The following is a 24,266-nucleotide window of genomic DNA, read 5'->3' on the forward strand; positions in this document are numbered from 1 at the left end:
CTTTCCTCATTGATGATGAAATCAAATTAAATTTTGAACATCTTTTTAATTACTGACGCAATCAATCCTGAGCATAATCCCCAAATGGCATGGATAACGATGAATACACTCAATCTTGCCCAGCTTTTTTTGTAAAACGTCTGGTCAGCATGACGACGGCTATCCCCCCGGTTAAAGGTAATATCATAGAAAGAGCTCCGATGAACGTGACCGGCAACGTGTTCATTTGCCGCAACACGACCCGCACGATGAATTCAAAAAGGATAAACCCTACTAACATGCCAGTAACAAAAGCGAGAAACAGCATTCCCGTCTTCTTCATTCCTATGACTCCCCCATGTCTCCTTTTATTCTCAATAAGTCTACATGTGACTCGTTTATGTAATGATCATATTAGAGGAATATTGTGAACTTATGACGATGAGTTGCGGTACCTGTGAACTTTTAAAAAGATATTTTAGAAGCAGGTTAATTACGAAAAGACAATGTAAAACGAACACAAAAAAAGCCAACCAGAAGTTTCTGGCTAGCCTGATAATACGTACCGCTAAAAAGCACAGTAAAAGACTTTGATATCCCCCAGGATGAACATTCCGTACTCGTCACCGAGCATCTGAAACGTCATTCCGTCACCGACATAACGCGTGACATCAAATCGAGAATCTAGGCGCTGAATTACCTCGGATACGCTGCCGCGAAGCGGTAAGCCGATCTCGCTGACATTCAGAATGGATTTGTGATCGAAAGGCTCTGTTAAGGCATTGTCCATTCGATGCCGAGCGATGAACTCCACCAGATTCCCCGAATGATCTTCGAAATAGAAGGCATGCGCATCCGTTCCTTCGAAATAAGCGATATTATTGTTTGCCTGGATTCCTGGGTACGGAAGGGGAGCAGCGGAAAGCACCTGACAGCCCTTGGCAAGAAGCCAGCTTTTCGCTTCGCGAATTTGGTTCTCGGGGATATTCATAGCAAAATGGTAGGATGGCAGTACCTTTTCCTCCTCCTCGCGAACGAAAGTCAACCGCGTTTCACCGGCAACGATCGTAATTGAATGTTCCGTTATTTCTACTAAAGCAAATCCAAGTCTTTCTGTGTAGAACTCCATAGAGAACCTCCTTCATGCGCTCTCATTAAGCAAGACACGAAGGGGGCCGATAATGTGACAAAATAAAAACGGCGTATAATTGTACATATCATTAAATCTTCTAAATAATAATTTTGGGGACAACAGGGCAATGAAGAAATAATGTTTTCGTGCGCGACAGCAATTAAAAAAAGTCACAACCATGATTCATGGCTGTGACTTTTCACATCATCTCGTAATGCTTTCATACAAAACCCGCGAAGGCAAGATCAAGGCTGCCGGAGGCAGCAATTTCCTGCCTGACCGTTTGATGGAACTTCGTACGCCTAAGTTGAACAATTGATTCGACCTTTAGTCGAGATTTTTTAGCGTCTGTTTACTTAAGTCGTCCAGCTTGGTCGCTTCCTCTTCGGTCAATTCTATGTCAATGGAATGCAGATTCTCAAAGAAATGCTTCTCGTTCTGTGTGCCTACGATTGCCGAGGTCAGGCCCTTCCGGCCTAGCAGCCAGCTAATTGCGATTTGCGAGAGAGTGGCACCTTTGGCTGCTGCGATTTCCCCTAAGAGACGGATAAGGCCCTCCGTCTTCCGCAGGTTTTCTGATTGGAATAAAGGCCTCTCCTTGCGAAAATCCGTAACTTCTTTGCCTTTGTGGAAAATTCCGGTCAAAATCCCCTTAGCGAGGGAGTTGTAGCTCATGATGCTGATGTCGTTTTGCAAACAATAGTCAAGCAATTCGTCTTCAATGCTGCGCTGGAGCATATGATACTCCGGCTGGATCGCGTCAACCCGTCCATATTGCATGGCTTCTTTCAGTTGAGCCAGAGAGAAATTGGAGACACCGATTGCACGAATTACGCCTTCTTCTTTCAACTTGCTCAGCTCTCCCATAGTTTCCTCGATTGGGATGTCGTTACTGGGCGTATGGATGTAATACAAGTCGATATAGTCCGTATTCAGCCGGAACAGGCTTTGCCACAGGGCCGTACGGATATCTTTGGGCCGTAGATGATGAGCGCTTACCTTCGTTGCGATTACGCATTGTTTTCTTACATTGGCCAAGGCTTTTCCTACAATAAACTCTGAACGTCCGGCCCCATAGAGCTCAGCGGTATCGAATGAATTGACCCCGTGCTCAAAAGCTTGACGGAGAAGCCGGATGTTGTCCTCTTCGGGCTTCAGCTCCCAGCGAGTCAATCCGCCTGAGAAGGCATTGCCCCCTCCCAGTTCCATTGCGCCGTACGTAATGCGTGACACTTCCATGTCTGTTCTGCCGAGTTTTGCGTACTTCATTAGACATCTACTCCTCTCTCGAATCGATATGTACAGGATCGAGTACAACCTATATTTTCATATTCGCGAATCGATTAAGCGATCCTGCCTGTTAGCTGAATTAAGATAATTTTATAAGGGCAAGTAGATAAGCATATCCATTACGGCTAACAAAAAAAAGCCGCAGTTACGCGGCTATGAAGAGAAAATGTTCTGTTCTTGTCTCCTTACATCCCCAGCCAACTCCTCTCAAGGCGGATCGGTATAAATCCATCCATCATCGCCCGGATAGTTCAACGACCTTGGTGGCAATGTTGCTCACAAATTCGCTGTCATGCTCAACAAACAGAAGCGTCGGTGTGTATTCGAGCAGCAGTTCTTCAATTTGGATGCGGGAGATGACATCAACGAAATTAAGCGGCTCGTCCCAAATATACAAATGGGCTCTTTCGCTGAGACTTCTAGCGATCAATACCTTCTTCTTTTGCCCGCCGCTGTAGGTTGAGATGTCCTTTTCAAATTGCAGTCTCGAGAAATCAAGCTTCCGCAATATCGACTTAAACAGGCTTTCATCAATCCCGCAGCTTTTCGCATATTCGGACAAATCGCCCCGAAGATGGGACGTATCCTGGGCTACGTATGATATTTTTAGCTGGGCGTCCTTATGGAAGCCTCCGTTATATGGGATATCCTCGCCGCAGACCAGCTTCAAAATACTGGACTTGCCTGAACCGTTTGCACCGGATAGCGCAATCCGTTCCCCTTGTTGAATCTCAAAGGTCACGTCTTCGCATACTGTGTTCGACCCGTATGAAACCGAGATATGATCCAGCTCGGCAAGGCGCTCTTTGTAAAATGGAAGCGGGGAAATTTGGAGACTCTCCGTGTTCTCGATATTTTTGAGAAGCTTACTTTTCTCCTCAATGGCAGAGAGTTGCCGCTGCTGAATTGCTTTTGAGCGTTTCATCATTTTGGCTGCTTTATGACCGATATACCCCTTGTCCACTTTGGAGCCGGAATTTCTCGTGCCGTTTTTGGTACTTTCTACTTCATGCGACCAGCCGCTCGTCCGCTTGGCAGAATCTGATAAGCGTTGAACGTCCCGTTTCAGCTTTTCGTTCTGAGCCAGCTCGAACTGGTCCTGCCTCTGCTTGTTCTCCCACCAGGTCGAGAAATTGCCCTTCTGGATCTCGATATTGGTTTTGTTGATGGACAAAATATGATCGACGCACCGATCCAGAAAGGCCCGGTCGTGGGAAACCAAAATAAACCCGCTCTTTCGGTTGAGATAATCGGCGACCAGCTTTCTCGCATGCGAGTCGAGATGATTTGTCGGCTCGTCAATAAGTAAGAAATGGTTGTCCTTGATGAATAAGGCTGCCAGCAGCACCTTCGTCTGCTCTCCGTTCGACAACGTATTAAACGGGCGGTACAGCACATCCTCCGATACCTTCAGCCAGTTCAGCTCTCGAATCAGTTTCCATTGAAGAAAGTCTGGATAAACCTCGCTGATTACGTCTATAGTAAGGTATTCCTTATGTTGTACCTCGAACGGGAAATAATCGAATTCGACGTTCGCGGATATGGTCCCGCTGTATTCGAGCTGCCCCTGCATCAGACGGAGAAATGTCGTTTTCCCTCTTCCATTCCTGCCCGTAAACCCTAATTTCCAATCGGTATCGATCTGAAAATGGACGTTCTCAAAAATGTTGTCATAACTGCCCTCATAGGCAAACGTCAGGTTTGAAACATAAATCTGTGACATCAAATCAACCTCCAGTTAAGTGTAGGCAGAACATAAACCGTTCCTGCCCGTTACCGGAAGCCAACAAAAAACGCCGAAAAACACCAGTCCAACCAGTGCTTCTCGGCGCTTATACGAACCCGACCATACAATAAATAAACCGAGCGACATTCATTCAAAAATCGCTTGGCAGATGTATACATGGGGGATAAAGCTCCGGTAACTGATTGTTTATTCGGTGAACCATGCCAAAAAAACGCGGATATGACAGGTTCACTTGAACATCTACAACCTCTAATTCGGACATCGCTTTATCCCTCCCCTCAAGATCTCATGAATATGAACACAACTTAGCATATCCGTTCACTGAGGTCAAGATTCCGTTCCTTTGGAAGTAAACTGTTTATTAAAAAGTTCTGCGCGGTTAAGGATACAGCATCAATTCAGGCTCAATGTTGCCATTAACGGTAGATGGTCTGAGGCAGCCGGAATCTTGTTAATGACTTCGACGGAAGTAATCTCTATGTTCCGGGTGGTAAAAATGTAATCAAGCTGCAAAACGGGACGTAACGACGGAAATGTATTGCTAGGCGTTTTGGCCGCCATATAACAATCCTGAACAATTCCCGCTATGGTACTCCATGCCTTACCTCCCCGTTTCATATTCCAATCCCCCGCAATGACAACAGGTGAACGATCCTCCTTAATTTTGCTCGCAATAAATTCAATTTGTTTATTACGTCTGCGTGGATTCAAACTGAGATGGGTGACATACATTTTGAGTGGCTTATCATTTATGAGTACATCTGCTTCCAATAAAGATCGGCCTTCGATCATACCAGATTTCATAGGATGATTTTTCTCCGATACAATGGGATAACGAGACAAAAGGACATTTCCATACTGTCTGATCATGTTACCCTTCTTTTTCTTGATGGTGATCGCTGCCCCAAAAGCTGCATTCATCTTTAATCGTCCGGCTAACCATGATACTTGATCCAAGTAATGGCTTCTTTTGGAAAAATACCTGTCGACTTCATTTAGAGCGATAAGGTCAGGCTCACTTTCTTCTATAGCTTCGGCAATTCTGTTCAGGTTTATTTTTCCATCCGTCCCTTTCCCATGATGAATATTGAAAGTGACAACCTTGATCTGCAATTGAATCCCCTGTCTTTCTGTTTTGAAATGAACGTTTGAGTTTGTTGAACGTAGCAATGGCCAGAATCGTGCATGATTCCATTTTATTCTTAACAGCATGTTCCGTAAATATCAGGGTGTACACCTAAAGCGAAAACAAAAAAGCCTGCAAACATGTGGACTTTAATAATGGGCTTTGATTTCAATATTTCCCCTCACCAATCCTACCCGTTAACATCCTTCACCTGATTTGCAGTAACATTTATGCGCCAACCACGCCATTGATAATCCTTTTAATTTCGGCTAGGCATACGTATTCTTGTCTTTTTCGGCACACGATAAAATAACGCAAAACGTCCCCGCACCGAAGCTCTTTCGGTACGGGGACGTCGGTATTAGATCATTGCTTGGCCTGCTACTTGCCCAAATTAGCGCTCCACATTTCAATAAGTGCTTGTACGCTCCGATTGAGCGTTGTTTTTGCTTGATCAGAAACGCCATTCTGCTTCTGCTCTTTATTCAGCTGCTTCAGCAAATTCTCCAGATGCTTGATCCCCTGCTTCCAGTCCGGCTTCTTCTTGCTTACCGCATCGGCGGCATGCTCAAGCTCCTTATCCAGCTGCTTCCGGATCTTCTCGTCTAACTGTCCGGTTGAGCCAAACTCCTCCAGCAGCTTGCCGATGGCAGGAGCGTTAATGGGAGCGGGGAGAACCGTGAAATTGTCGTAACTCGTTTCATTCATGTACGTCCGCATGCCGACCTTACCGTGTGTAAATGGTCTGCCGCTGCGGTCCGTATAATCGATAACCGGCTTGCTCATATCATCGACAAATACTTGAATGCGAGCACCCTGCGCTACGACTTTTACATGCTTCCATTCGCCTGATTTCACCTCGAGCGGCTCTCCTGTCAAATAGGTCCAGCCGTAATTCAACTTGCCAAGATGAACGCCCTGTTTGTTCAGGTACGCGACATATCCCTGCACGAAATCAGCGTTGTTCTGGTTCAGCTCCTTGCCGTGAGCCGGGTTGCTCGCCCGGAACAGAATGCCTCCGTCGCCTGTATCGCTAATCAGCTTGATATCAGACTCCATGCTGTAATCAGACCAATTGGCGTCTCCGATCAAGGTTTTCCCGAAGCTGCCGACCGCTGCTTGATATTCACCAGCATGAGCAGCTTTCGGTTCGATCGGATTCTGATGAATTCGTATTCCCTGGAAGTCGAATTCACCTACCACAGTTTCGACCTTCAAGGTATGTGCGCCCGCCGGGAGATAAATGCCTTGCTTCGTTGTTGTCGCCCAGTTCTCCCACGTGACGGAATTCGGGATATTGACTTCACCGGTCAGATCGGTTGTATCGTCGAGCCACAGCCTGACTTTCGCCCCATCCATCGATGTAGCGGTCACGAAATCGACGTTATACACGCCGGCCTTGGCAACGTCTACGTTGTAGGCCAGCCATTCGCCGGTAGCGTTCCACCCCACATTGTAGCTGCCGCCCGCATTCCGGCGGATGTCGACCGCATCATTCCGGTATTCCGTGCCGATGTTAACGGGAGTCAGATCATGGTAGCCCGTACCTTCGCCGCCTGCCTTATAATCAGCAGCCTGGATAAATCCGGGCAGCACGTGCGGCTTATCGAACTGGGTGAGCGATAGTCTCGTCATGTCAAACTCGCCTTTGACAATTTCGACCTTCAGTTCATGATCACCGGCCGGCAGCTGGATACCGGATTTCGTCACCGACTTCCACTTATTCCAGTCGCCGGAAGCAGGAACGTTCAGTATACCAGTCAAATCGGTCGTGTCATCCAGCCACAGCTGGACTTGTGCATCCTTAAACGTCGTAGCTGCCCACAAGTCGAGATCGTACAATCCCTCTTCCGCGACGCGGATGTTGTACTTCAGCCATTCGCCGGTTTGATTCCAGCCTACGATCTGATCGCCGGTTGCAGCGGATCGAATGTCGACGCTATCGCTGCGGTATTTGCCCCCAATGTTCTCCGGCGTCAAGTCATGATAGCCAACGCCTTCACCGCCGGGCTTGTAATGCTCAGCCTCGACGACGCCGGGCACGGGTATCGGCTGATCACTCCTCGTAAACGCTATGCTTGCAAAATCGAATTCTCCGCGGACCGTCTCCGCTTTTAGCGTATGCTTGCCTGCCGGCAGAGTAACACCGGATTTGCGCACCACATTCCAGATATTCCAGTCACCAGTCTTCGGAATGTCTACGATGCCGGTAAGATCCGTCGTGTCGTCCAGCCAGAGCCGGATTTGACCTCCATCCATCGTAGTAGCCACTTTGAATTCTGCGTTATAGGTTCCGGCTTCCGCTACGTCAATGTTAAACTTCAGCCATTCTCCCGTCTGGTTCCAGCCGACGTTGTAACCGCCGCTGGCCGGATTGGAGCGAATATCGACCGAATCTCCCCGGTACTCGCCGCCGATGTTTTGGAGTGTATTCTCATGATAACCTACACCCTCTCCACCAGAGATATAGTGGACTGTGCCAATCGTACCCGGGATCGGATGATAGGCGTCATAAGCCTGCTCCTCCTCGGCAATGTCGGACTTCACGCTCCAGAAGCCTTCATACCGCTGCCAGCCGTCGTCTTGTCCATCATCGAAGTTATCATAGAGAATCGGAACTTCCGCGTACCGGTGGAACGAAAGCTTGTCCAGCGAAGTCGTGCCCGAGGCGGCAGTGACCTTCAAAATATGCTCACCTGCCGGCAAATCTACCCCATTCAGCTGCGCGGTTTGCCATCCTGCATCAGCAGCGTTAGGGTCACCTGTCAGCTCAAACTCACCCAGCGGCTGTCCACCATCCAAAGTGAGCTGTACTTTGCTGCCCAGAGCTGCATCTGCATAAGAGAGATCTATATCGTATTTGCCTGTCTCCGCGATGTTCAGCCGGTATTGCAGCCATTCGCCTTTCTCGAAAGCGGTGACATGTGAGGTGCTGTCATCTGCTGTGTCCGTATCCACGCCATCTCCACGGTATTTGCCGATGGTACCCGGCGTCTCGTCGTGATATCCGGCTCCTTCGCCGCCCGGCAGGTAATGAACGGCTTCAACTTGACCCGGAACCGGTTTCGCAGCATCAAAATCGCTGCTTCCGTTCACGTCGTTACTGAAAGCAACATAACCGAAATTAGCCTTCGCATTTTCCGTGACGTAACCGATACTGCCGCCGCCTAGCTTGGCGCTGCGCGTCTGCTTCAGCATGCCGTCGACGTAGATCTTGAACGCGTCCCCTGCTTTCTCAACCCGGATATTATGCAGTTTTGTATAATCGTATCCTTCCGGAAGCGTGCTCTCCTCCCATCCCAGATCGGCGCCGTTCACCCGGAACTGTGTCTTCAGCGAATTGCTCACCGGATCTAACAGCGCTGTACCGAAATCGTTATCTCCCTTGTAGGAGAACACGGCCCCGAGCCGCTGGCCTTCGGCTTTGCTTGACTCAGCCAGCTGCAGGTTAAATTCTGCCGTATAGCTGCTTCCGGTCTCAGCAGTGGTCAACAGCCTGCTTGTACCGGCAGCTTGTTGATGCAGAAGTCCCGAATCCAATCTCCAGTTGACACCGTCCGCATTCGTCCACGCCGTGCTGAGTTCCGTACCTTTGAACCGGTCCTCGAAATCCGGCATCTCCGGATCCGGCTGTTCGGTTGCCGTCGGTCCGAGCACGGACATTTTGTCACCGTTGAACACGATCCGGTCCATCCCCATATGGCGAAGAGGTCCGACAATGCCTTTTCCTTCGAGATTGTGGTAAATAATATAGCGGGCATCCAGGTTCGGGCCAACGACGACCGTATTATGACCGAGACCGACGGTCGGACCTTCCGTGCTGATCAGAAGCGGGTTGTCTGTATCACGCACGAATCCCTTGAGCGGGTTTGTGCTGACCGCGTAGTCGACTCGATAGCCTTTGCTGAATACATGGTTGCCGGTATACGTCATATAGTATTTGCCGTTGCGTTTGAACAGCGTGGAACCTTCCGTCCAACCGTTCATGTTTGCCCCCGTATTGACGCTGTTACCGATCGTCGTCGGCGTAGGCATTTCAGCTGCGAGAATTCCTTCTCCGTTCGCATGATAGAAATACCACTTGCCATCATCGTCAATGAAGACGTTGCCATCAATTGAATGGCCCAAATTGCCCGTTTGAACCGTGAACGGACCCGTCGGGCTTTCACTGCGCAGCACGTAATGACCATTGCCGGCAGGAGAGGTGTACATGTAAAAATATCCGTTCCAATAAACGACTTCAGGAGCGTAGGCTCCCTTCGTAACCGGATCGGTTGCGGCCAGTCCTCCATAGCTCCAGTTGACAAGGTCAGGAGAGCTCCACACTTTGACCCCGACATCGGTATCTCTTGTGCTCACATACAAATAATATGTACCGTTAAACTTCAGCACGTAAGGGTCGCCAAGTCCATATTGCCCCCATTCGTCCGGCAGCGATGCCGGGTTCTTATAGGCGAATGCCGCCTGAGGGGCAAACAAGAGCAGCACACACATCACGACCGCAATACTCCGTTTTAATATCAAACTTATCACCTCACTGATATTATTAAAACGCTTTCATAGTAAAATGATCGTATCGATCTTCACCTGCCACCGATATCCTATCACCTCCATTCATCCAATATATTTGTAATACATCGTGAGTATATCGGCATTATCCAGGCAAAGTCAACGGTTTATTTCAATTTTCTTGTAATATTCAAAGAAATATCTGTTTTTTTAGCTTATCATACAATAATAATGTAATAAATGAGATCACTATAGGCAGTTAAACGGTAGGTGATTACACCCATGCAAATATCAAAAGGAGCTGTCCACGACAGCTCCTTCAAGATCGTTAGTCAGTCAACATCATCAACAAAACTCCTGTACAGCAGACATTCATGACTCATAGCCCGCTGTCCCCATGAGCAGTAACTTTGTACTCGTAGGTTTGATAAACCTCCGTCAGATACATTTGGTGTAGGAAACCAGATCCAGCATTGAGGCATCAATTCGTTGCTGGATTTCGTCAGCCAATTGGAAACGAGTGTTTTGTTCGCTATCCTCCATCCGTTCGATTTGACTGTCGATGGCAAATACATTTTCCGCAAAAGACTTCGTTCCCATTGAAGCTAAAAGAGGTTTTAACGCATAGTCGATTGAAAGTAAGTTCGAAATGGTGCCTCCTACGAAAAATGCAGCTACGATTTTATCTCTAAAGCCGTTTTGCGGTAATAAATCAACGTAAGCTTTTAGGACGCCTGTATAAGTCGTTTTATAAACCGGACTTGCAATAATGATACCGGACGCTTCTTCTACTTTAGCGTGTGCACTTAATATCAGTCTGCTATTGAAATTGGCGTGCATCAAATCAGCGGGAGGCAAGGAAGAAACATCAATGATCGCCACTTCGCAGCCTTGCTGCTCCAATTTCAGCTTGGCATAGTTGATCATGCCGTTTACTCGGGATTTATGGTTGAGACTTCCGGAAATGATCGCTATTTTACTCATGATTTTGCTTCAGCTCCAGTAGTTGTTCTTAGAGAAGATACGTAAGCTAATGTCATACCATGCTGTGGCGGTAAGCCCAACAGTACTCTTCCGTATAACTCAAGTCCCGTGGATGCAGTAGTCAGCGCATGATTGGAGCCGCCTCGAATGTCGCGGAAGATTTGGGACAAGCGATTGGAATCGGCAATAACACTCCCTCCACTCTCAGCCATTAGCATGTCTACAGCTTCCCAGCATAACATCGCTGCATAAGTCATATCCGTTTGAAGCTGAGCAAGCTCTTTTAGACTGAATATTTCCGCATTTTGTACATGCCGCTCCATATGATCAATCGCCCGACTGATATGAAGATGCGCGGATTCAACCTTCATGGCCGCGAGCCCTACTTTATACTGAATATGACCTACTGCCGCTTGAGAGGTATGGACAGTCATCGTAATACCTTTAAGAGGCGCCTTTTCAACAAAATATTCAACGGCCCCCCTGGCAAGCCCGAGGATCGCGCTGATCCCTGTTGTAATGCTTGTTATAAGCTGAACATAAGGTCTATATCTGTCACGCCCTTTTAATTCGGCTGACAAAGAACTTATCTGTTCTGTGTCCTGGGTGACGACATATTGATCTGGAATAAAGACATTTTTTAATTCCAAACTGTTACTTGCAGATCCTTTTAAGCTCATCGTATACCAATCATCTACAATGGTAACTTCATTCATTGGTACTATGGCCAACGTCATCCCCAAATTTCCGCTTTCCTGCATGGACTTCGCGTCATTTAAATTTAACAAAGCATGGGTTGCATGCTTAGAACCTGAACCGAATCCCCAAAAGCCCTCTTCTACCCAATAACCGCCGTCTACTTTTTTTACAACAGCTTTGCGTGCTGCTAAGACAGAACAAAAACGCACCTCCTCTTCCTGGCTGAAGAGCGAGTCTAATACTTGGGAAGGGAAAGATAATGAAGCGGTATAATTGTTCCCGTTGATGATTTGAACGACCCAGCCAACAGAACCGTTCCCCTTAGCTACCTCTGAAATAATTTCAACCATGGCACGAATACTAACCTCATGACCTCCGTACTTTTTGGGTGTGCCAAGTTTAAACAAACCTGCATCCGAAACTTTTTGAATCACCTCTTCGGGAATATGTCTTTCCTCATCTATAAGCCTTCCGAATTTTTGAAGATAGGGAACTAACGCTGTTGCGTTGTTTAGTAATTGCTGTTCAAGTGCAGTGAGTTGATGATCTGTGCTTAAGTTGGCCATATTTATCACTCCTACAAAATTAAATTAGACAGATGTATATTTAAACTGCCTTTGTAGATTAAATGATATGTTGTATAATGTACCTCATCAACCGATAAAATCGCGAATATGTCGAAAAACGATACACGGAAAGGAATCTGTCATGGTTAACAAAACAACGGACGACCTCAGAGTCCGAAGAACCCACAAGCTTCTGTACAATGCTCTGTTTGATTTAATGGAAAAACACTCCTTCGAACAAATCACAGTGAAGCAAATTTGTGATTTAGCGATGGTGCACCGAACTACGTTCTATACGCATTTTCAGGATAAATTTGATTTACTTTCACATGCCGTGATGCAAATTGCTGAGGAGGAATTTCGGAATTTTGCCGAAGTATCCCTTTCTCCATCGGATAATTTCCGGGAATTGTTTTCTATAGCAGCGAAACATAAAACATTATTTTCACAGCTTCTATTTGAAGAAAGGGATTCCCTAAGGAATTTGTTGCGGAGGGATATGGGGAAAGGCATGAAGAAATACTTAGCCGAACAGCACGCCATTGAAGTAAATTCCATCGAAATACAAATTAAAATAGAGGCCTATATCGGAGCCGTTTTAGGTGTCTTAAATTGGTGGTTTGAGAACAATATGTCCATTGATGAAGAAGAAATATATACCAAAATGAATATCTTTACAGGATGGAATTTCGCCGAATGATCTCGATTGGTTCTATTTTCGTTCGGTCAATCTGATAAAAAAAGGACCCATCCACATGGGATCGGTCCTTACTTCATTCCTTTTACGGCTTGGCATTTTTGTTTATCTTCTCGAAGTATGGTGCCAGTTTAGATGCTAGCTGCTCTAACCGCTGCTGTTCTTCTTGGGTCAGCTTCTCCTCATGTTTGACCCCTTTTTCATCGGTGATCTTCAGCTTTAATTGAATCAACTGCTTTATCAGCACCTGATACTCCTTAAATTCATCTTCCGTAAGCTTGCCTTTTGCTGCCTGCAGCATTCCTTCAATCTCTTGATAATCTTCCTGTGTGCCGCCGTGCTGTTCAATGGTTGAAACAGAACCGAATAGATCATCGGCTAGATAGGAAGAAGCAAAAACCACGGACGGAATCAGGATGGCTACTGCGGCAATACCTGCGAGCACTCGTTTTTTCATGGGAGATCTACCTCTCTTATCGTTTGCATACTGATGATAGGATTGTCGGACACGACCATACAATTCGGGTGGGCACTGCATCGAATCCGCCACCTGGCGAAGCTCTTCACGCAATTCCTTCTCAATGGACATACGCGTCTCCTCCCGTCATTTCGATCCGTTTCCGGAGTTCTTTCATTGCCAGGTGATGCCTGGATTTCACTGTGCCAACGGGGATCTGTAGAATGTCTGCAATTTCTTCCAGAGCGTAGTCGTGAAAATAGCGAAGGATGACGACCACACGTAATTTGTACGATAATTGGCGGACAAGGCTGAAAAGTTCATGCTGCATCTCGAACTGCAGCACAGCTTTGTCCGTCCCGTCGAAATGTTCACATGTCATCCGGCGGTTTCGTTCAAAGAGGCGAATTCGCCGCCATGTCTTTCTTTTCCAGTCTTGGACTAGACGGACAGTAATCCCGTGCAGCCAAAACCGGAACGGCCGGTTCGGGTCGTAGGTTTGAAACGTCCGCCACATGCTCATGTACACTTCATTCACGATATCCTCAATATCCTGTTTGTTGTAGACGAGAAAAGCAACCGTCCGATAGACGTCTTGGTGAGTCGCCTGATAGACTAGCTGAAAGGCGGACTCGTCGCCTAACTTTGCTTTTTCAAGCCACGATAGTAACTCATTATCATTCATAGGGGCCCCTCCTGAACGTGTTACAACCCTTAATTCGCTCTCATGGGGAAAAAGGTTCAGTACGCGAATAAATTTTTTTTGGCGATGTTATAGGAAATTTTTCAGGATGACCATTGTAGAATTTTCACACCTATATTGTGAAAACAAAAATAACCGCTGCTACGCGGCTTTAAGCATGTATGTTATTTATTTATCGGAAGTTTTTGAATTTTATCTGAATAGACGTTGCACTTAATCTACATGAAACACACCAATTACGGATTCACCATCAACGTCATACAGCGGAATATCACGACCATCTGGTGATCTACTGTTCTGTATCGCAATGGCTTCCTCGGGTGATTTAGGTAGCTCACCATCTAAATCTTTCTTCAGCACATATCCTTCAGTGCCATCCACACCTATAGCCCTGATTAATTCAGGTTCCATACCAGGAGAAGCAGCATCTGCGCTAGAACCGTACGTCTGTCCGTGTATATTTTTAGGAAAGTTCATATTCTTGGCGCCAACATGAAAAGTACCAATTACCGTTTTCCCATCAACATCATACAGTGGAACATCGCCAGGTTCACCGAGGTAATCCTTTTTCAGCAAGTACCCTTGAATACCATTCACACTACCTGCATGGATTAAATCAGGGAGCATATCAGCGGAGTGGTCCTCTTGAGCTGAACCGTACGTTTGCCCATGTTCATTTTCAGGGTAGTTTAGAGTATTTCTGTTGCTTTGAATCATTGTACTTTTAGCATCCGTGCTTTGGAATACCATGACACTACCCAATACAAAAACGATACAACCCACAACAAACACTATTCTAATGCTTGTAAAATCCATCCTCACATTTGTTCACTCCTAAACATTTCCTCGCTCTTCACTTTATAGCAGTTATAATTATTAAACGCATACAAATAATAGAAAGTTACACTTATCTACCTTTTAGCTTACTGATCAAATGGATTCTTTCGCAGCTTACAAACTCCAAAACCTCCAACCCTTATTGTAAGAGGTGGAGGTCTGATCACATATTCTAATTAAGTCATTAATACTTTAAATTAACTCATAATGTAATGATCCAGAAACGAATTCCGAAACTTCCCGGTTGGATCGTATCGAAGCAGCAACTGACGGAAATCCGCTAACCGCTCATACCGGGCTTGTAATCTTTCCGGCTCCATCGTAAACAGCTTCGCCCAATGCGGACGTACTCCAAACGGTTCCAGTTCATGTTCGATAAGCGGAAGTAACTCGCGCACCCGCTCCCACTCCGGCTTCCATGTAAAATGCAAACCAACGCTGTCTTGATGGTAGCATGGGCTCATCCAGAATGTGTCCGAAGCAATTGTTCGTATCTCGGAAATGAAGAGCAGAGGTGCAATTCGATCACTCAATTTGCCTAGCGCATGTATCGCTTCGAGCGCATGCTGCCTCGGAATGAAATATTCACTTTGCAGTTCATTGCCCGCGCTGGGGGTAAAATCCATGCGGAAATGAGGCAGCCGTTCGTACCATGGTCCCGGGACGCCTAACTGCTCGCTACAGTTTACGACAGATTGACCAGAAACCATATGCCGTTTTTCCGGAGCGGGTATAGCCCCGAAGAAATGGGATGGTGCCTCATCCTCCCCGTTTGCTCCCAGCTTTCGTTTTACCCACACTTGATTGAATATGGGCTCTGCCCAATTCGTAAACAAGCTGACACTGTACGCGGCAGATAAAATTTCTTCGATGCTACTATCCAGTGCAGAAAAAGGAAGACGTTCATATACGGTCTGACTTACCTGAAACGAAGGTACTAAATCCAGTGTAAGCTTAGTGACGACTCCCAGTCCGCCAAGCCCGACGACCGCCCCATCAAACTCGGGATCAACCCCTCGCGTAAGCACCGTAACATCTCCATCCGATTTCATTAGCTCAATAGCACGGACAGAAGACGCCAAGCTTGCATTATGGACGCCCGAGCCGTGGGTAGCTGTCGCCACGGCGCCAGCCACACTAATGTGCGGAAGCGACGCTAAATTATGCAACGCGCAGCCACGATCATTTAAATAGCGGCACAGATCGCCATATCGAATGCCACCCTCGACAGTTACGATGTTCTGTTCTCGGTCGAGATCGATGACCCGATTCATCTTTCGAAGCGAGAGATGGCTGCCACCAGTGTCGGCAATTCCGTTAAAAGAATGACGCGAGCCAAGCACGCGTATGCTACTGCGGTTAACTACCAGATCCTTAACCTCTTCCAGATTTTTAGGCTCAAGCAGCTCCAACGAGCTGTAGCGATAGTTCCCGGCCCAGTTCAACTGATCTCCCATACAACTCTCCTATTTAAAATGCAAATTTTTGTCTGAATCAACTTGATTATTGAGGTATTCGGCATAGCGTTCCACAATCCTGCCCGGTAGCTTCATTAACCTATGAAAGTAGTAGTCATGATTAAACTCGAACCTTGTACTTGGTTAGTCTCGCGATTTATACGATAGGCAATTCCAGCGTCCTGCTTCTCGGTTTGAATCCTTTGGCCTCATAAAATCCGATCGCATCTTCATTGAATTCCGCTACATGCAATTCGATACTGCTAAACTGCTGCGATTTTGCGAGCTCTTTAATATAGTTGATAAACTTGCTTCCGATATCCTTCCCTCGGTATTCTTCTGACACACAGATATGGTCTAATTCGATATATCTTCGTTTTACATAAGCGGCCCTCTTAGGTGCATCCATGAAATTTATAATGGTGTAGGCGATTATTCGGTCACCGTCTTCCCCGATGAAGACCTTTACGTTGTCGTCGTTCAACATTGAAATATAATAATCGTAATCGAGCGGTTTATCGCAAGGTCTGTAGATGTCCGGCCGGTTCTTTGCATGGATGCTGTATAATTGACCAACGAGCTCGTTGATCGCATCAAAGTCCTCCGGTTTCGCCTCTCTTATTTTCCAATGCATATCTAGTTCCTCCCTTACACGGCACAGATATTTCTTATTACCCTGGGTTGACGATTATAATGCAGATTAGCGGCCAAGTTACATTTTTGTCTGGATGGCATGTATGTGTCCAAATAGGTGTCACCACATGCTGTGGTAAGGATTTACAAAAATAAAGGCCAACTCGTTAACCGAGTTGGCCTTTTCATTTACTAACTGCATTCTGTATTGCTACGGAATTTCATTTACTTGCCGTTGGAAGCGCGTTATTTCATTAATGCCCGGGGTCCAACATCAATGGTCGTGAGCGGCCGATTGGTTATGGATTTGCCGGAGCTATATTCATCTGCGCCCACATCCGGCGCGTATCTCATCTGGCCGTCCATGTCGTCCAGAGCCAGCAGCGGGCTGATGGCCGCATCGATGGCCGGACTGTATACCGACAACCGGATTAACCCGTCATTACCGCGGACCAGCCTCAGATCCTCTTTGCGGATTGCCCCGCCAACAACGGAATTGTTCGAAATAGGCGCAATGCCTTCTACCTTGTTCCCTTTGTATTCGGGTCGTTCCTGAGCCGGTGCTTTCATCATAGCTTCCGTCTCAGTAAACATGGTGCCCGCATGGCTGAAGATCAGATTGTTATAGATCTTCGTCCCAACCGGCTGATACGTTCTTCCACCGAGGGTAAACACAGGCGTGTTGTTGCCGACATTCACAATCGTATTATGGTAGATTTGGACGTTATACTGCCGCCAGTGCCCACGCAGCAGCTCTGTTCTTTCCTCTTCCGGAAGGCTGTTTAACACAGCGGTTTGTTCATTCTCTCCGCCCCAGCGGACGGTCGGGTTCGTTCCGCCTTCCGGTCCCCCGTCATGCGTGCCGCCGTCAAGGCGGATAATTTTATCCGTTAGCCCCTCCATGTAATTGTTGAAGATTTGATGGTCGTTGCCATAGATCCGGAAGCCGCTGAGCCCAGCCGTTTTTCCATCGCCGACAATAAAATTGCCATAGAAGCGGTTGCGGTTCCCGTGACGGGATACGATCCCGCCATACGAATTGCGCACCGTATTGTAGCGGATAATGTTATCGCTGCTTTTTACCGAAATAATTTCGTCTTCGCCGTTTAACCCGTCAAATAGATTATGCTGGATTGTCACATAGCCTGAGGATAATGACAAGCTGGATAACCCGAGGCGAATCGCTTCCAGGCCGTTGCTGACCCGGGGGCCGATATCGTGAAAATGATTGTATTCAATCACATCGTATTGCGAAATGCTCTGCCCGCTGTGGCCCTCGCCGTCATAGATCACCACAGCGCCAAATCCCTTCTTGGGACCGATGTCGTTATAAGCGATCCGGTTATGGCTGCTCGTACCTTCGACCCGGATATAATGTCGGTTGGTTCCATTGTCGGTTAGCAGCTTATCATCTTCATACGGTGTCGACCCGCTATAAACTTCACCGCTCGGATCATAGCTGTTTTCTCCATAGCGGCAGCTCCCCTTGATGTTGACCAGGCACCACACGGAACGCTTATCTGCCTTGAACCGGTACGGCTGACCGGTCTCATCGAGCGCGAAGGTGTTCCCCACAATGGAGATATGGCTGGAGCTCTGCAGCTGCACGCCAGGATGGACACCCGTCAAGGAGCGGTTTTCTAATCCGCGTTCGACCAGGGTTTGATCTCCCGTCTCATCTCCGATGCCATTCCGGAATTGGAGTCCCGTTACCTCAATGTAGCTGGAATTCTCAATGTGCATGTAGCTGTTCCCTGTAATCACCGCTTTGCCGGATTTCGCTGCCGTTACCCGGATCGGATACGCTGCGGTACCATGCTTTTCTTTAATGACGAACGGGCCATTTTGTTCATAGCTGCCATGCTGAAGCTCAATCCATGTTCCGCTGACGGCTTCATCAAGGGCCGACTGCAGCTCCTTGGCCGTCCGGACCTTAATATGATTGAATTCAGGAGGTTTGACCTCCCCTTCCTTAACACTTCCCGCGTCAGATGGAGGAGGGGCCGGTTCCCCTGTCTCTGGCGGGTTTCCTGCATACAGCTCCACTTCCATAATGCTGTTCCAATTTCCCGAGCTTCCGCTGGCACTGTTTCCATATCCCGTAAGACGGAGGTATCTCGCCTTCACCGGCTGATCAAACACATAGGTCTGCAGGATGCTCTCCTCCGGCTGGAGCTGACGGCTGGACTGCCTGCCAAGAACGACGGTCCCCGTCTCGAAATCAGGCGTATCCGATGCAGTGATTTCAAAGCTGGAAAGCCGTTCCCGTGAGTTTAAAAAAGCGATGTTCGCATAAGTTACCTTTTGCGGCTGCCCCAGGTCAAACTGAAGCCATTCCCCTTGCCCGGATGCTGACCAGCGGCTTTGCTGGCTGTCTGTGTCTTCTCCCCAGATCCCATCCACGACCTTTTCAGGTACATAATTCGTGTTCGGCTGGTATGAGCTGACCGTCACACCGCTCACTGCTAGTTTCATATGGCTGCCTCCCGTTTCATTCGCTGCTCCATTCACCTGTGAAGGTTGTAACGTTAATGACCCTAATAACAACGTCAGTAAAAGTCCTATCCCTACTCTGCCCGTAAGCCTCTGCCTGATCGTTTTTTTCAGTAACGTACTCAATACGCTTCACCTCTTTCTTTAATTAACGATGTAAAGCACTAAAATACACGGTGAGACCAGCCCCGTAGTTTCGCGAGCGCCTCCACATAATAATAATCCCCGTAGATCAAGGATACATTGACATTGACGCCTTCCGGCTTATGCCCTGTCGCGCTATGCAGAATCCCTTCGTGCTCATCGTCGCCGAAAGTGGAATAGCGTTCAGATAAAGAAGCGATAATACGCGTGGCTGCATGATGATATACAGCCCCCACTTCGGGAGATGTTAATTCCGCAAGCTCCAGCAGACCTGAAGCGGCAATGGCCGCAGCAGAGGTATCCCGAGGCTCGGTCTCCTGGTTCGGAACACGGAAATCCCAAGGCGGAACCATATCCTCCGGCAATGAAGCGATAAAGTGGTGTGCCACCCGCTGCGATGCCTGCAGATATTCGTGTTCCCTCGTGTACCGGTATAGGTTTGCCATGCCGTATAATGCCCAAGCATTCCCTCTGGACCAGCAGGAATCCGGAGCATAGCCTTGCCCGCCTTTATATTCCAGCAGCTCGCCGTTCGCGGGATCAAACACGGCTACATGGCAGGTAGAACCGTCGGGCCGGACCATATACCTTAAGGCCATGTCGGCATGCGCTTTGGCTATATGGCTGAATCTCGGATCCCCGCTCTCGTCTGCCGCCCACAGCAGAATGGACAAATTCATGAGGCAATCGATGATTGCCCATCCCGGGAGATCGCGGTTCCAAGCCCGCAGGTACTGACCAGCCAGGTTGAACCGGCCTGCCAGAAAGTTGGCAGCTGCCAAACCCCTCCTTCTGCCATCGGCGTCGCCGGTTAGCTTATATTTCAGAATCGAGGTCGGCAAATATTGAAATCCGACATCATGATGAAAACGGTTCTCCTCCAGCGTCAGCCGCTCCATTCGGATGTCCCAGTCCCAAGCTGCATCTAGGCACCTTTGATCTCCTGTCATATCGTAATAAATCCACAGCATTCCCGGCCAAAACCCCGATATCCAGTTATCCAATGTCAACCCGTCGTATTCTCCGGATTTTGCCGCATGCGGCGCAAGCAGGGGTTCCTTTTGCATCAAACGTTCCACTTTTTGCTGAGCCTGCCTCCACCATGTCTCCAAATGCTTGTCATTTACGCTTCCGAGCTTATTCATCGTAAACCTCCCTTGGCTACTCAACTTTTTTATCCCTTAATCGCCCCAATCAAGGCCCCTTTGACAAAATACTTCTGCAGAAATGGATAGACCAGCAGAATCGGAACGGTGGCCACGATAATCGTCGCGTGCTTGAGCGTTTCACCGATAATGGCAACCTCTCCACCGCTGGCTCCGGTAGCCATGGAGCTGGCATCATTGAGCAGCAGCAGCTCGCGGAGAACCAACTGAAGCGGATATAGGGATCGGTCCTGCAGATAGATCATTGCGTTAAACCATGAATTCCAGTGGCTGACCCCATAGTAAAGCAGCATTACGGCCATCACCGGCATACAGAGCGGGATCATGATCCGGAAGAGAATGACGAACTCATTCGCCCCATCGATCTTTGCCGATTCCTCCAGGCTGTCAGGCACAGCCTCGAACGCCGTCCTCATAATAATCAGATTAAAGGCCGAAATCGCCTGAGGGATCATCAGAGACCACAGCGAGTTCGTCAGGCCAAGCCCTTTTACCGTGAAATATAAAGGAATCAGGCCTCCATTAAAAAACATCGTAAATACGATAAACAGCATGAGCTGTTTACGGTAACGTAGTCCCTTGCGCGATAACGCATACGCCCCAAAGGCTGTTAAGATGATATTGAGGACAAGTCCGCCGGCAAGAATAATGAAGGTATTGACATAGCCCTTAACAATCATTGGATTTTCAAACACCAGCTCGTAAGCATGGAAACTGAATTTTAACGGTCTCCATAATATCCCGGAATGCTGCATGTACAGCGTCGGATCGCTTAGAGAAGCGAATAAAACATAGACCAGGGGGTAAACCGTAAAGATGGTGATAACTGTTAATAAAGTATAGTTAAAGGCATCGAATGCTCTCTCACCTAGGGATGGTCGGCCGATTCTTCGTTTCATGAGCAAGTTCCTCCTACCATAAGCCCGTATTGTTCATCTTCCGGCTCAACCAGTTGGAGCAGATGACCAGCATAAAGTTGATGGCGGAATTGAACAGTCCTACGGCCGAACTGAAGCTGTAATCGAACTCCTGCAGTCCTACACGATACACATATGAACTAATCACATCCGCGGTTTCATAGGTGGACGGATTGTATAGGAGAATGATCTTCTCCCCTCCCACATTCATGACTCTTCCCATTTCCAGAATGAACAGGATGATGATGGTGGGCATAATTCCCGGCAATGTCACATGGAGCATTTGCTTCCAGCGGCTTGCGCCGTCCATTTTTGCCGCTTCATACTGCTCCTGGTCGATACCGGCTAACGCCGCCAAATAGATAATGGTCCCCCATCCGATATTTTGCCAAATTCCTGATGAGACAAAGATCGTACGGAAATATTGGGATTCAAGCAGTAAAGAAACCCGCTCCCAGCCCAACAACGCCAGCAGGTCGTTAATGATCCCATCACTCATCGTAAACTCTTTGATCATGCCGCATACGACAACAAGCGATATAAAATGAGGCATATAGGTAAAGGTTTGGACGGTCCGTTTAAATACCGTCTTTCTCACTTCATTCAGCAGAAGGGCAAGAATCAGGGGAGCGGGAAATCCAAAAAGCAGCTCATAGAAGCTGATTAATAACGTATTTTTAATGACACGCCAGAAATAAATGCCTTCAAAAAAGGACTCGAAGTGTTCCCAGCCTACCCATGGACTTCCCATGATTCCTAATCGCGGGGAAAAATCTTTGAAAGCTATCAGGGCGCCGTACATCGGATAATAGTGAAAAATAGTGAAATAGAGCAGCACCGGTGTCAGCATGATATAGAGCCAGGGATTTCTTCGGATATCCTTCAGAATTCCCCAGCGGATCAGGCTCCTGCTTCTGTAAGTGGTCAATAGAGCCGCATGCTGCTCTTGAGGCGGATGTTTCGCCATGCCGTTGTCACTCCTCATGATCAATCTAAAGCCCAGAAGAATCGGGCGGTTATCACTCCTCCGGGCTGATCAACACTTACCGCTCGTTATACCGATCCAGCGCATTCTGATAGATTTCGACCGCCCGATCAATCCCGAGCTTCTTAATCTGTGCGACGTAAGCATCATAATTCTCCATCGGTTCCTTCCCAACGATGAACTTCACGAACATCTCTTCCTTATAGTTGCTTACGTCCGTCAAGATTTTGCCGAGCTCCTTGCTCTCCTCGTCCGTTGGGGTGAGGAAAGCGGGCAGTGTGTGCTTTTCCGCGTCTGTCTGAGACCATATTTTAACGGCCTCATCCTGTTCAGGGAACGTATTCCAATTGCGGCGCTCATCCGCTTCATACGGACCATTCGGTTTGGAGTATTGGGATACCATTTGCTGCAGGCTGTATTTCTCGTTATTTTTGATCAAATCGGTATACACCGGAGTTCCGTTGTCCATCGAATAGCTCTCGCCTTCAATGCCGAAATTGAACAGCATGGCACCTTCATCGCTGTATGCATAATCCAGCCACCTTGCGACCAATTCCGGATTTTTGGCGGCGGTTGTAATCGCTTTGCTTGGACCGGGGTTGTATTTGAAATCACGCTGACCCGTAAACGGAACCTCACCTTTCTGAATCGTTGGATAAGGGGCACCCACCAATTTAAACTTCGGGTCCTGTTTCTTCATAGCATCCATCCACTTTCCAAGGCCGCCGCTCAGCAGTGATACCGTTGCTCCGGTCTGGCCGGTCAAAATCTTGTTATCCAGAGCTTTGCCGTCCGTAAGTGCAAAATCCTTATCGAACAAGCCTTCGGCAAACCATTTGCGGAACAACGCCAGAAAATCCTTGTACTGTGGATCGACCGGCCCATACTTCACCTTGCCCTCGTCATCAATATAAAAAGAGTTGGACGTATGGTAGGCACCGATAAAAGCATCCCGGATTTCAAAATTTCCTCCCGTGTACGTGACGCTAAGCGGAGCTTTCGCCCCTTTCTGATCTTTGAAAGCTTTTAACGTGGTTTCCCATTCCGCAATCGTGGTAGGTACAGGCAAATTCAAGTCGTCGAGCCAGTCTTTTCGAATGATCGGTCCCCGGAATACCAGCCCGGACGGGTTGCGGATCATCGGAAATACGTAATATTTGCCGCTGTCCGTTTTCACCATCTTGTCGAGTTCCTTGTCTGCTTCCAGCTTTTTCTTGAGGTTTGGCGCATACTTGTCAATGAGATCATTGAGTTCCAGAATGACCCCATCTTTGATCGCCTTCTCCGGTCCCCCCGGATAGGAGCCTGCGCTTCGCCCGGTCCAGTCATATTCGACCGTATCCGGCAGCTCATCAGAAGCGATCATCAGATTAAATTGTTCCTTCGTCTGCTGATCATTCGGATGGACATACTTCACGTTCACCCCTGTTTTCTCCGCAAGCGCCTTTCCAAACGGTGTTTCGGCTAGATTGGAATAGAAGGTGACGGCATTATTGTTCAAAGCTTCCCATGATGTGAACCCTTCGCTCGTCTTCAGCGGATAGGTCGAACCGATATCTGAGGATGCGCCCGCTTGATCTTTCGGTTCACCTTCCTCAGTGCTTCCTGTTGAGCATCCCGCCAGGATCAAACTCATGAGCAGGACAGAAGAGACACCCGCTTTAAAACGCCTTATTAAGATTTTGCCTATCCGCAAACGTCGATCCATTGCCATTCCCCCGATTCAGGATAGTATGATGAATACC

At 47.7% G+C, this 24,266-nt stretch carries 19 protein-coding genes; 1 reads left to right on the forward strand and 18 read right to left on the reverse strand.

Going from position 1 to position 24,266, the window contains the following annotated elements:
* Nucleotides 1-109 precede the first annotated feature (109 nt).
* The 8 genes from BCV73_RS13660 to BCV73_RS13695 form a co-directional block, all read right to left on the reverse strand.
* Nucleotides 110-322, reverse strand: coding sequence for a hypothetical protein (locus BCV73_RS13660; protein WP_089547529.1), 213 nt, complete (start codon nt 320-322; stop codon nt 110-112).
* Between the two features lie 225 nt (nt 323-547).
* Nucleotides 548-1,108 carry a VOC family protein gene (locus BCV73_RS13665; protein ID WP_089547530.1) on the reverse strand — a complete coding sequence of 187 codons (561 nt, stop codon included), beginning with the start codon at nt 1,106-1,108 and terminating at the stop codon, nt 548-550.
* Between the two features lie 330 nt (nt 1,109-1,438).
* Complete coding sequence (locus BCV73_RS13670; RefSeq protein WP_089547531.1) at nt 1,439-2,380, reverse strand: aldo/keto reductase; 942 nt, start codon at nt 2,378-2,380, stop codon at nt 1,439-1,441.
* A 256-nt stretch (nt 2,381-2,636) separates the two neighbouring features.
* On the reverse strand, nt 2,637-4,124 hold the full coding sequence (locus BCV73_RS13675; protein ID WP_089547532.1) for an Lsa family ABC-F type ribosomal protection protein: 1,488 nt from the start codon (nt 4,122-4,124) through the stop codon (nt 2,637-2,639).
* A 417-nt stretch (nt 4,125-4,541) separates the two neighbouring features.
* Nucleotides 4,542-5,261 carry an endonuclease/exonuclease/phosphatase family protein gene (locus BCV73_RS13680; protein WP_076164958.1) on the reverse strand — a complete coding sequence of 240 codons (720 nt, stop codon included), beginning with the start codon at nt 5,259-5,261 and terminating at the stop codon, nt 4,542-4,544.
* Nucleotides 5,262-5,655: 394 nt separating this feature from the next.
* Nucleotides 5,656-9,807 (reverse strand): carbohydrate-binding protein, encoded by a 4,152-nt coding sequence (locus BCV73_RS13685; RefSeq protein WP_256992848.1) that lies wholly within the window; start codon nt 9,805-9,807, stop codon nt 5,656-5,658.
* A 414-nt stretch (nt 9,808-10,221) separates the two neighbouring features.
* Entirely contained in the window at nt 10,222-10,767 is a 546-nt protein-coding gene (ssuE, locus tag BCV73_RS13690; RefSeq protein WP_089547533.1) for an NADPH-dependent FMN reductase, read from the reverse strand.
* Nucleotides 10,764-12,032: an acyl-CoA dehydrogenase family protein gene (locus BCV73_RS13695; protein ID WP_089547534.1), complete on the reverse strand. Its 1,269-nt coding sequence runs from the start codon at nt 12,030-12,032 to the stop codon at nt 10,764-10,766. The genes ssuE and BCV73_RS13695 overlap by 4 nt, the downstream gene beginning before the upstream one ends.
* Before the next feature lie 142 nt (nt 12,033-12,174).
* Between BCV73_RS13695 and BCV73_RS13700 the strand changes: the two genes are divergently transcribed.
* On the forward strand, nt 12,175-12,732 hold the full coding sequence (locus BCV73_RS13700; protein WP_076164951.1) for a TetR/AcrR family transcriptional regulator: 558 nt from the start codon (nt 12,175-12,177) through the stop codon (nt 12,730-12,732).
* A gap of 82 nt (nt 12,733-12,814) precedes the next feature.
* On the opposite strand, the gene BCV73_RS13705 is transcribed toward BCV73_RS13700, so the two are convergent.
* The 10 genes from BCV73_RS13705 to BCV73_RS13750 form a co-directional block, all read right to left on the reverse strand.
* Nucleotides 12,815-13,318 carry a DUF3600 domain-containing protein gene (locus tag BCV73_RS13705; protein WP_089547535.1) on the reverse strand — a complete coding sequence of 168 codons (504 nt, stop codon included), beginning with the start codon at nt 13,316-13,318 and terminating at the stop codon, nt 12,815-12,817.
* Complete coding sequence (locus BCV73_RS13710; protein WP_089547536.1) at nt 13,308-13,871, reverse strand: sigma-70 family RNA polymerase sigma factor; 564 nt, start codon at nt 13,869-13,871, stop codon at nt 13,308-13,310. The genes BCV73_RS13705 and BCV73_RS13710 overlap by 11 nt, the downstream gene beginning before the upstream one ends.
* A 231-nt stretch (nt 13,872-14,102) precedes the next feature.
* Complete coding sequence (locus BCV73_RS13715) at nt 14,103-14,705, reverse strand: hypothetical protein (RefSeq protein WP_143811865.1); 603 nt, start codon at nt 14,703-14,705, stop codon at nt 14,103-14,105.
* Nucleotides 14,706-14,923: 218 nt separating this feature from the next.
* A complete protein-coding gene (locus tag BCV73_RS13720; RefSeq protein ID WP_089547538.1) occupies nt 14,924-16,183 on the reverse strand; it encodes an FAD-binding protein in 1,260 nt (419 codons plus the stop codon).
* 157 nt (nt 16,184-16,340) lie between these two features.
* The gene (locus BCV73_RS13725; RefSeq protein WP_076164940.1) at nt 16,341-16,817 is read right to left on the reverse strand and encodes a GNAT family N-acetyltransferase; all 477 of its coding nucleotides are present in this window, start codon (nt 16,815-16,817) and stop codon (nt 16,341-16,343) included.
* Nucleotides 16,818-17,062: 245 nt separating this feature from the next.
* On the reverse strand, nt 17,063-19,291 hold the full coding sequence (locus BCV73_RS13730) for a chondroitinase-B domain-containing protein (RefSeq protein WP_089547539.1): 2,229 nt from the start codon (nt 19,289-19,291) through the stop codon (nt 17,063-17,065).
* 182 nt (nt 19,292-19,473) lie between these two features.
* Nucleotides 19,474-20,598, reverse strand: coding sequence for a glycoside hydrolase family 88 protein (locus tag BCV73_RS13735; RefSeq protein ID WP_089547540.1), 1,125 nt, complete (start codon nt 20,596-20,598; stop codon nt 19,474-19,476).
* 29 nt (nt 20,599-20,627) lie between these two features.
* Nucleotides 20,628-21,518, reverse strand: a complete 891-nt coding sequence (locus tag BCV73_RS13740) for a carbohydrate ABC transporter permease (protein WP_089547541.1) — start codon at nt 21,516-21,518, stop codon at nt 20,628-20,630.
* 13 nt (nt 21,519-21,531) lie between these two features.
* Entirely contained in the window at nt 21,532-22,386 is an 855-nt protein-coding gene (locus tag BCV73_RS13745) for an ABC transporter permease (RefSeq protein ID WP_244867345.1), read from the reverse strand.
* Nucleotides 22,387-22,579: 193 nt separating this feature from the next.
* Entirely contained in the window at nt 22,580-24,157 is a 1,578-nt protein-coding gene (locus BCV73_RS13750; protein ID WP_256992849.1) for an extracellular solute-binding protein, read from the reverse strand.
* Nucleotides 24,158-24,266: the final 109 nt, after the last annotated feature.

It is taken from the genome of Paenibacillus sp. SSG-1 (assembly GCF_002224835.1).
Lineage (GTDB): Bacteria > Bacillota > Bacilli > Paenibacillales > Paenibacillaceae > Paenibacillus_AQ > Paenibacillus_AQ favisporus.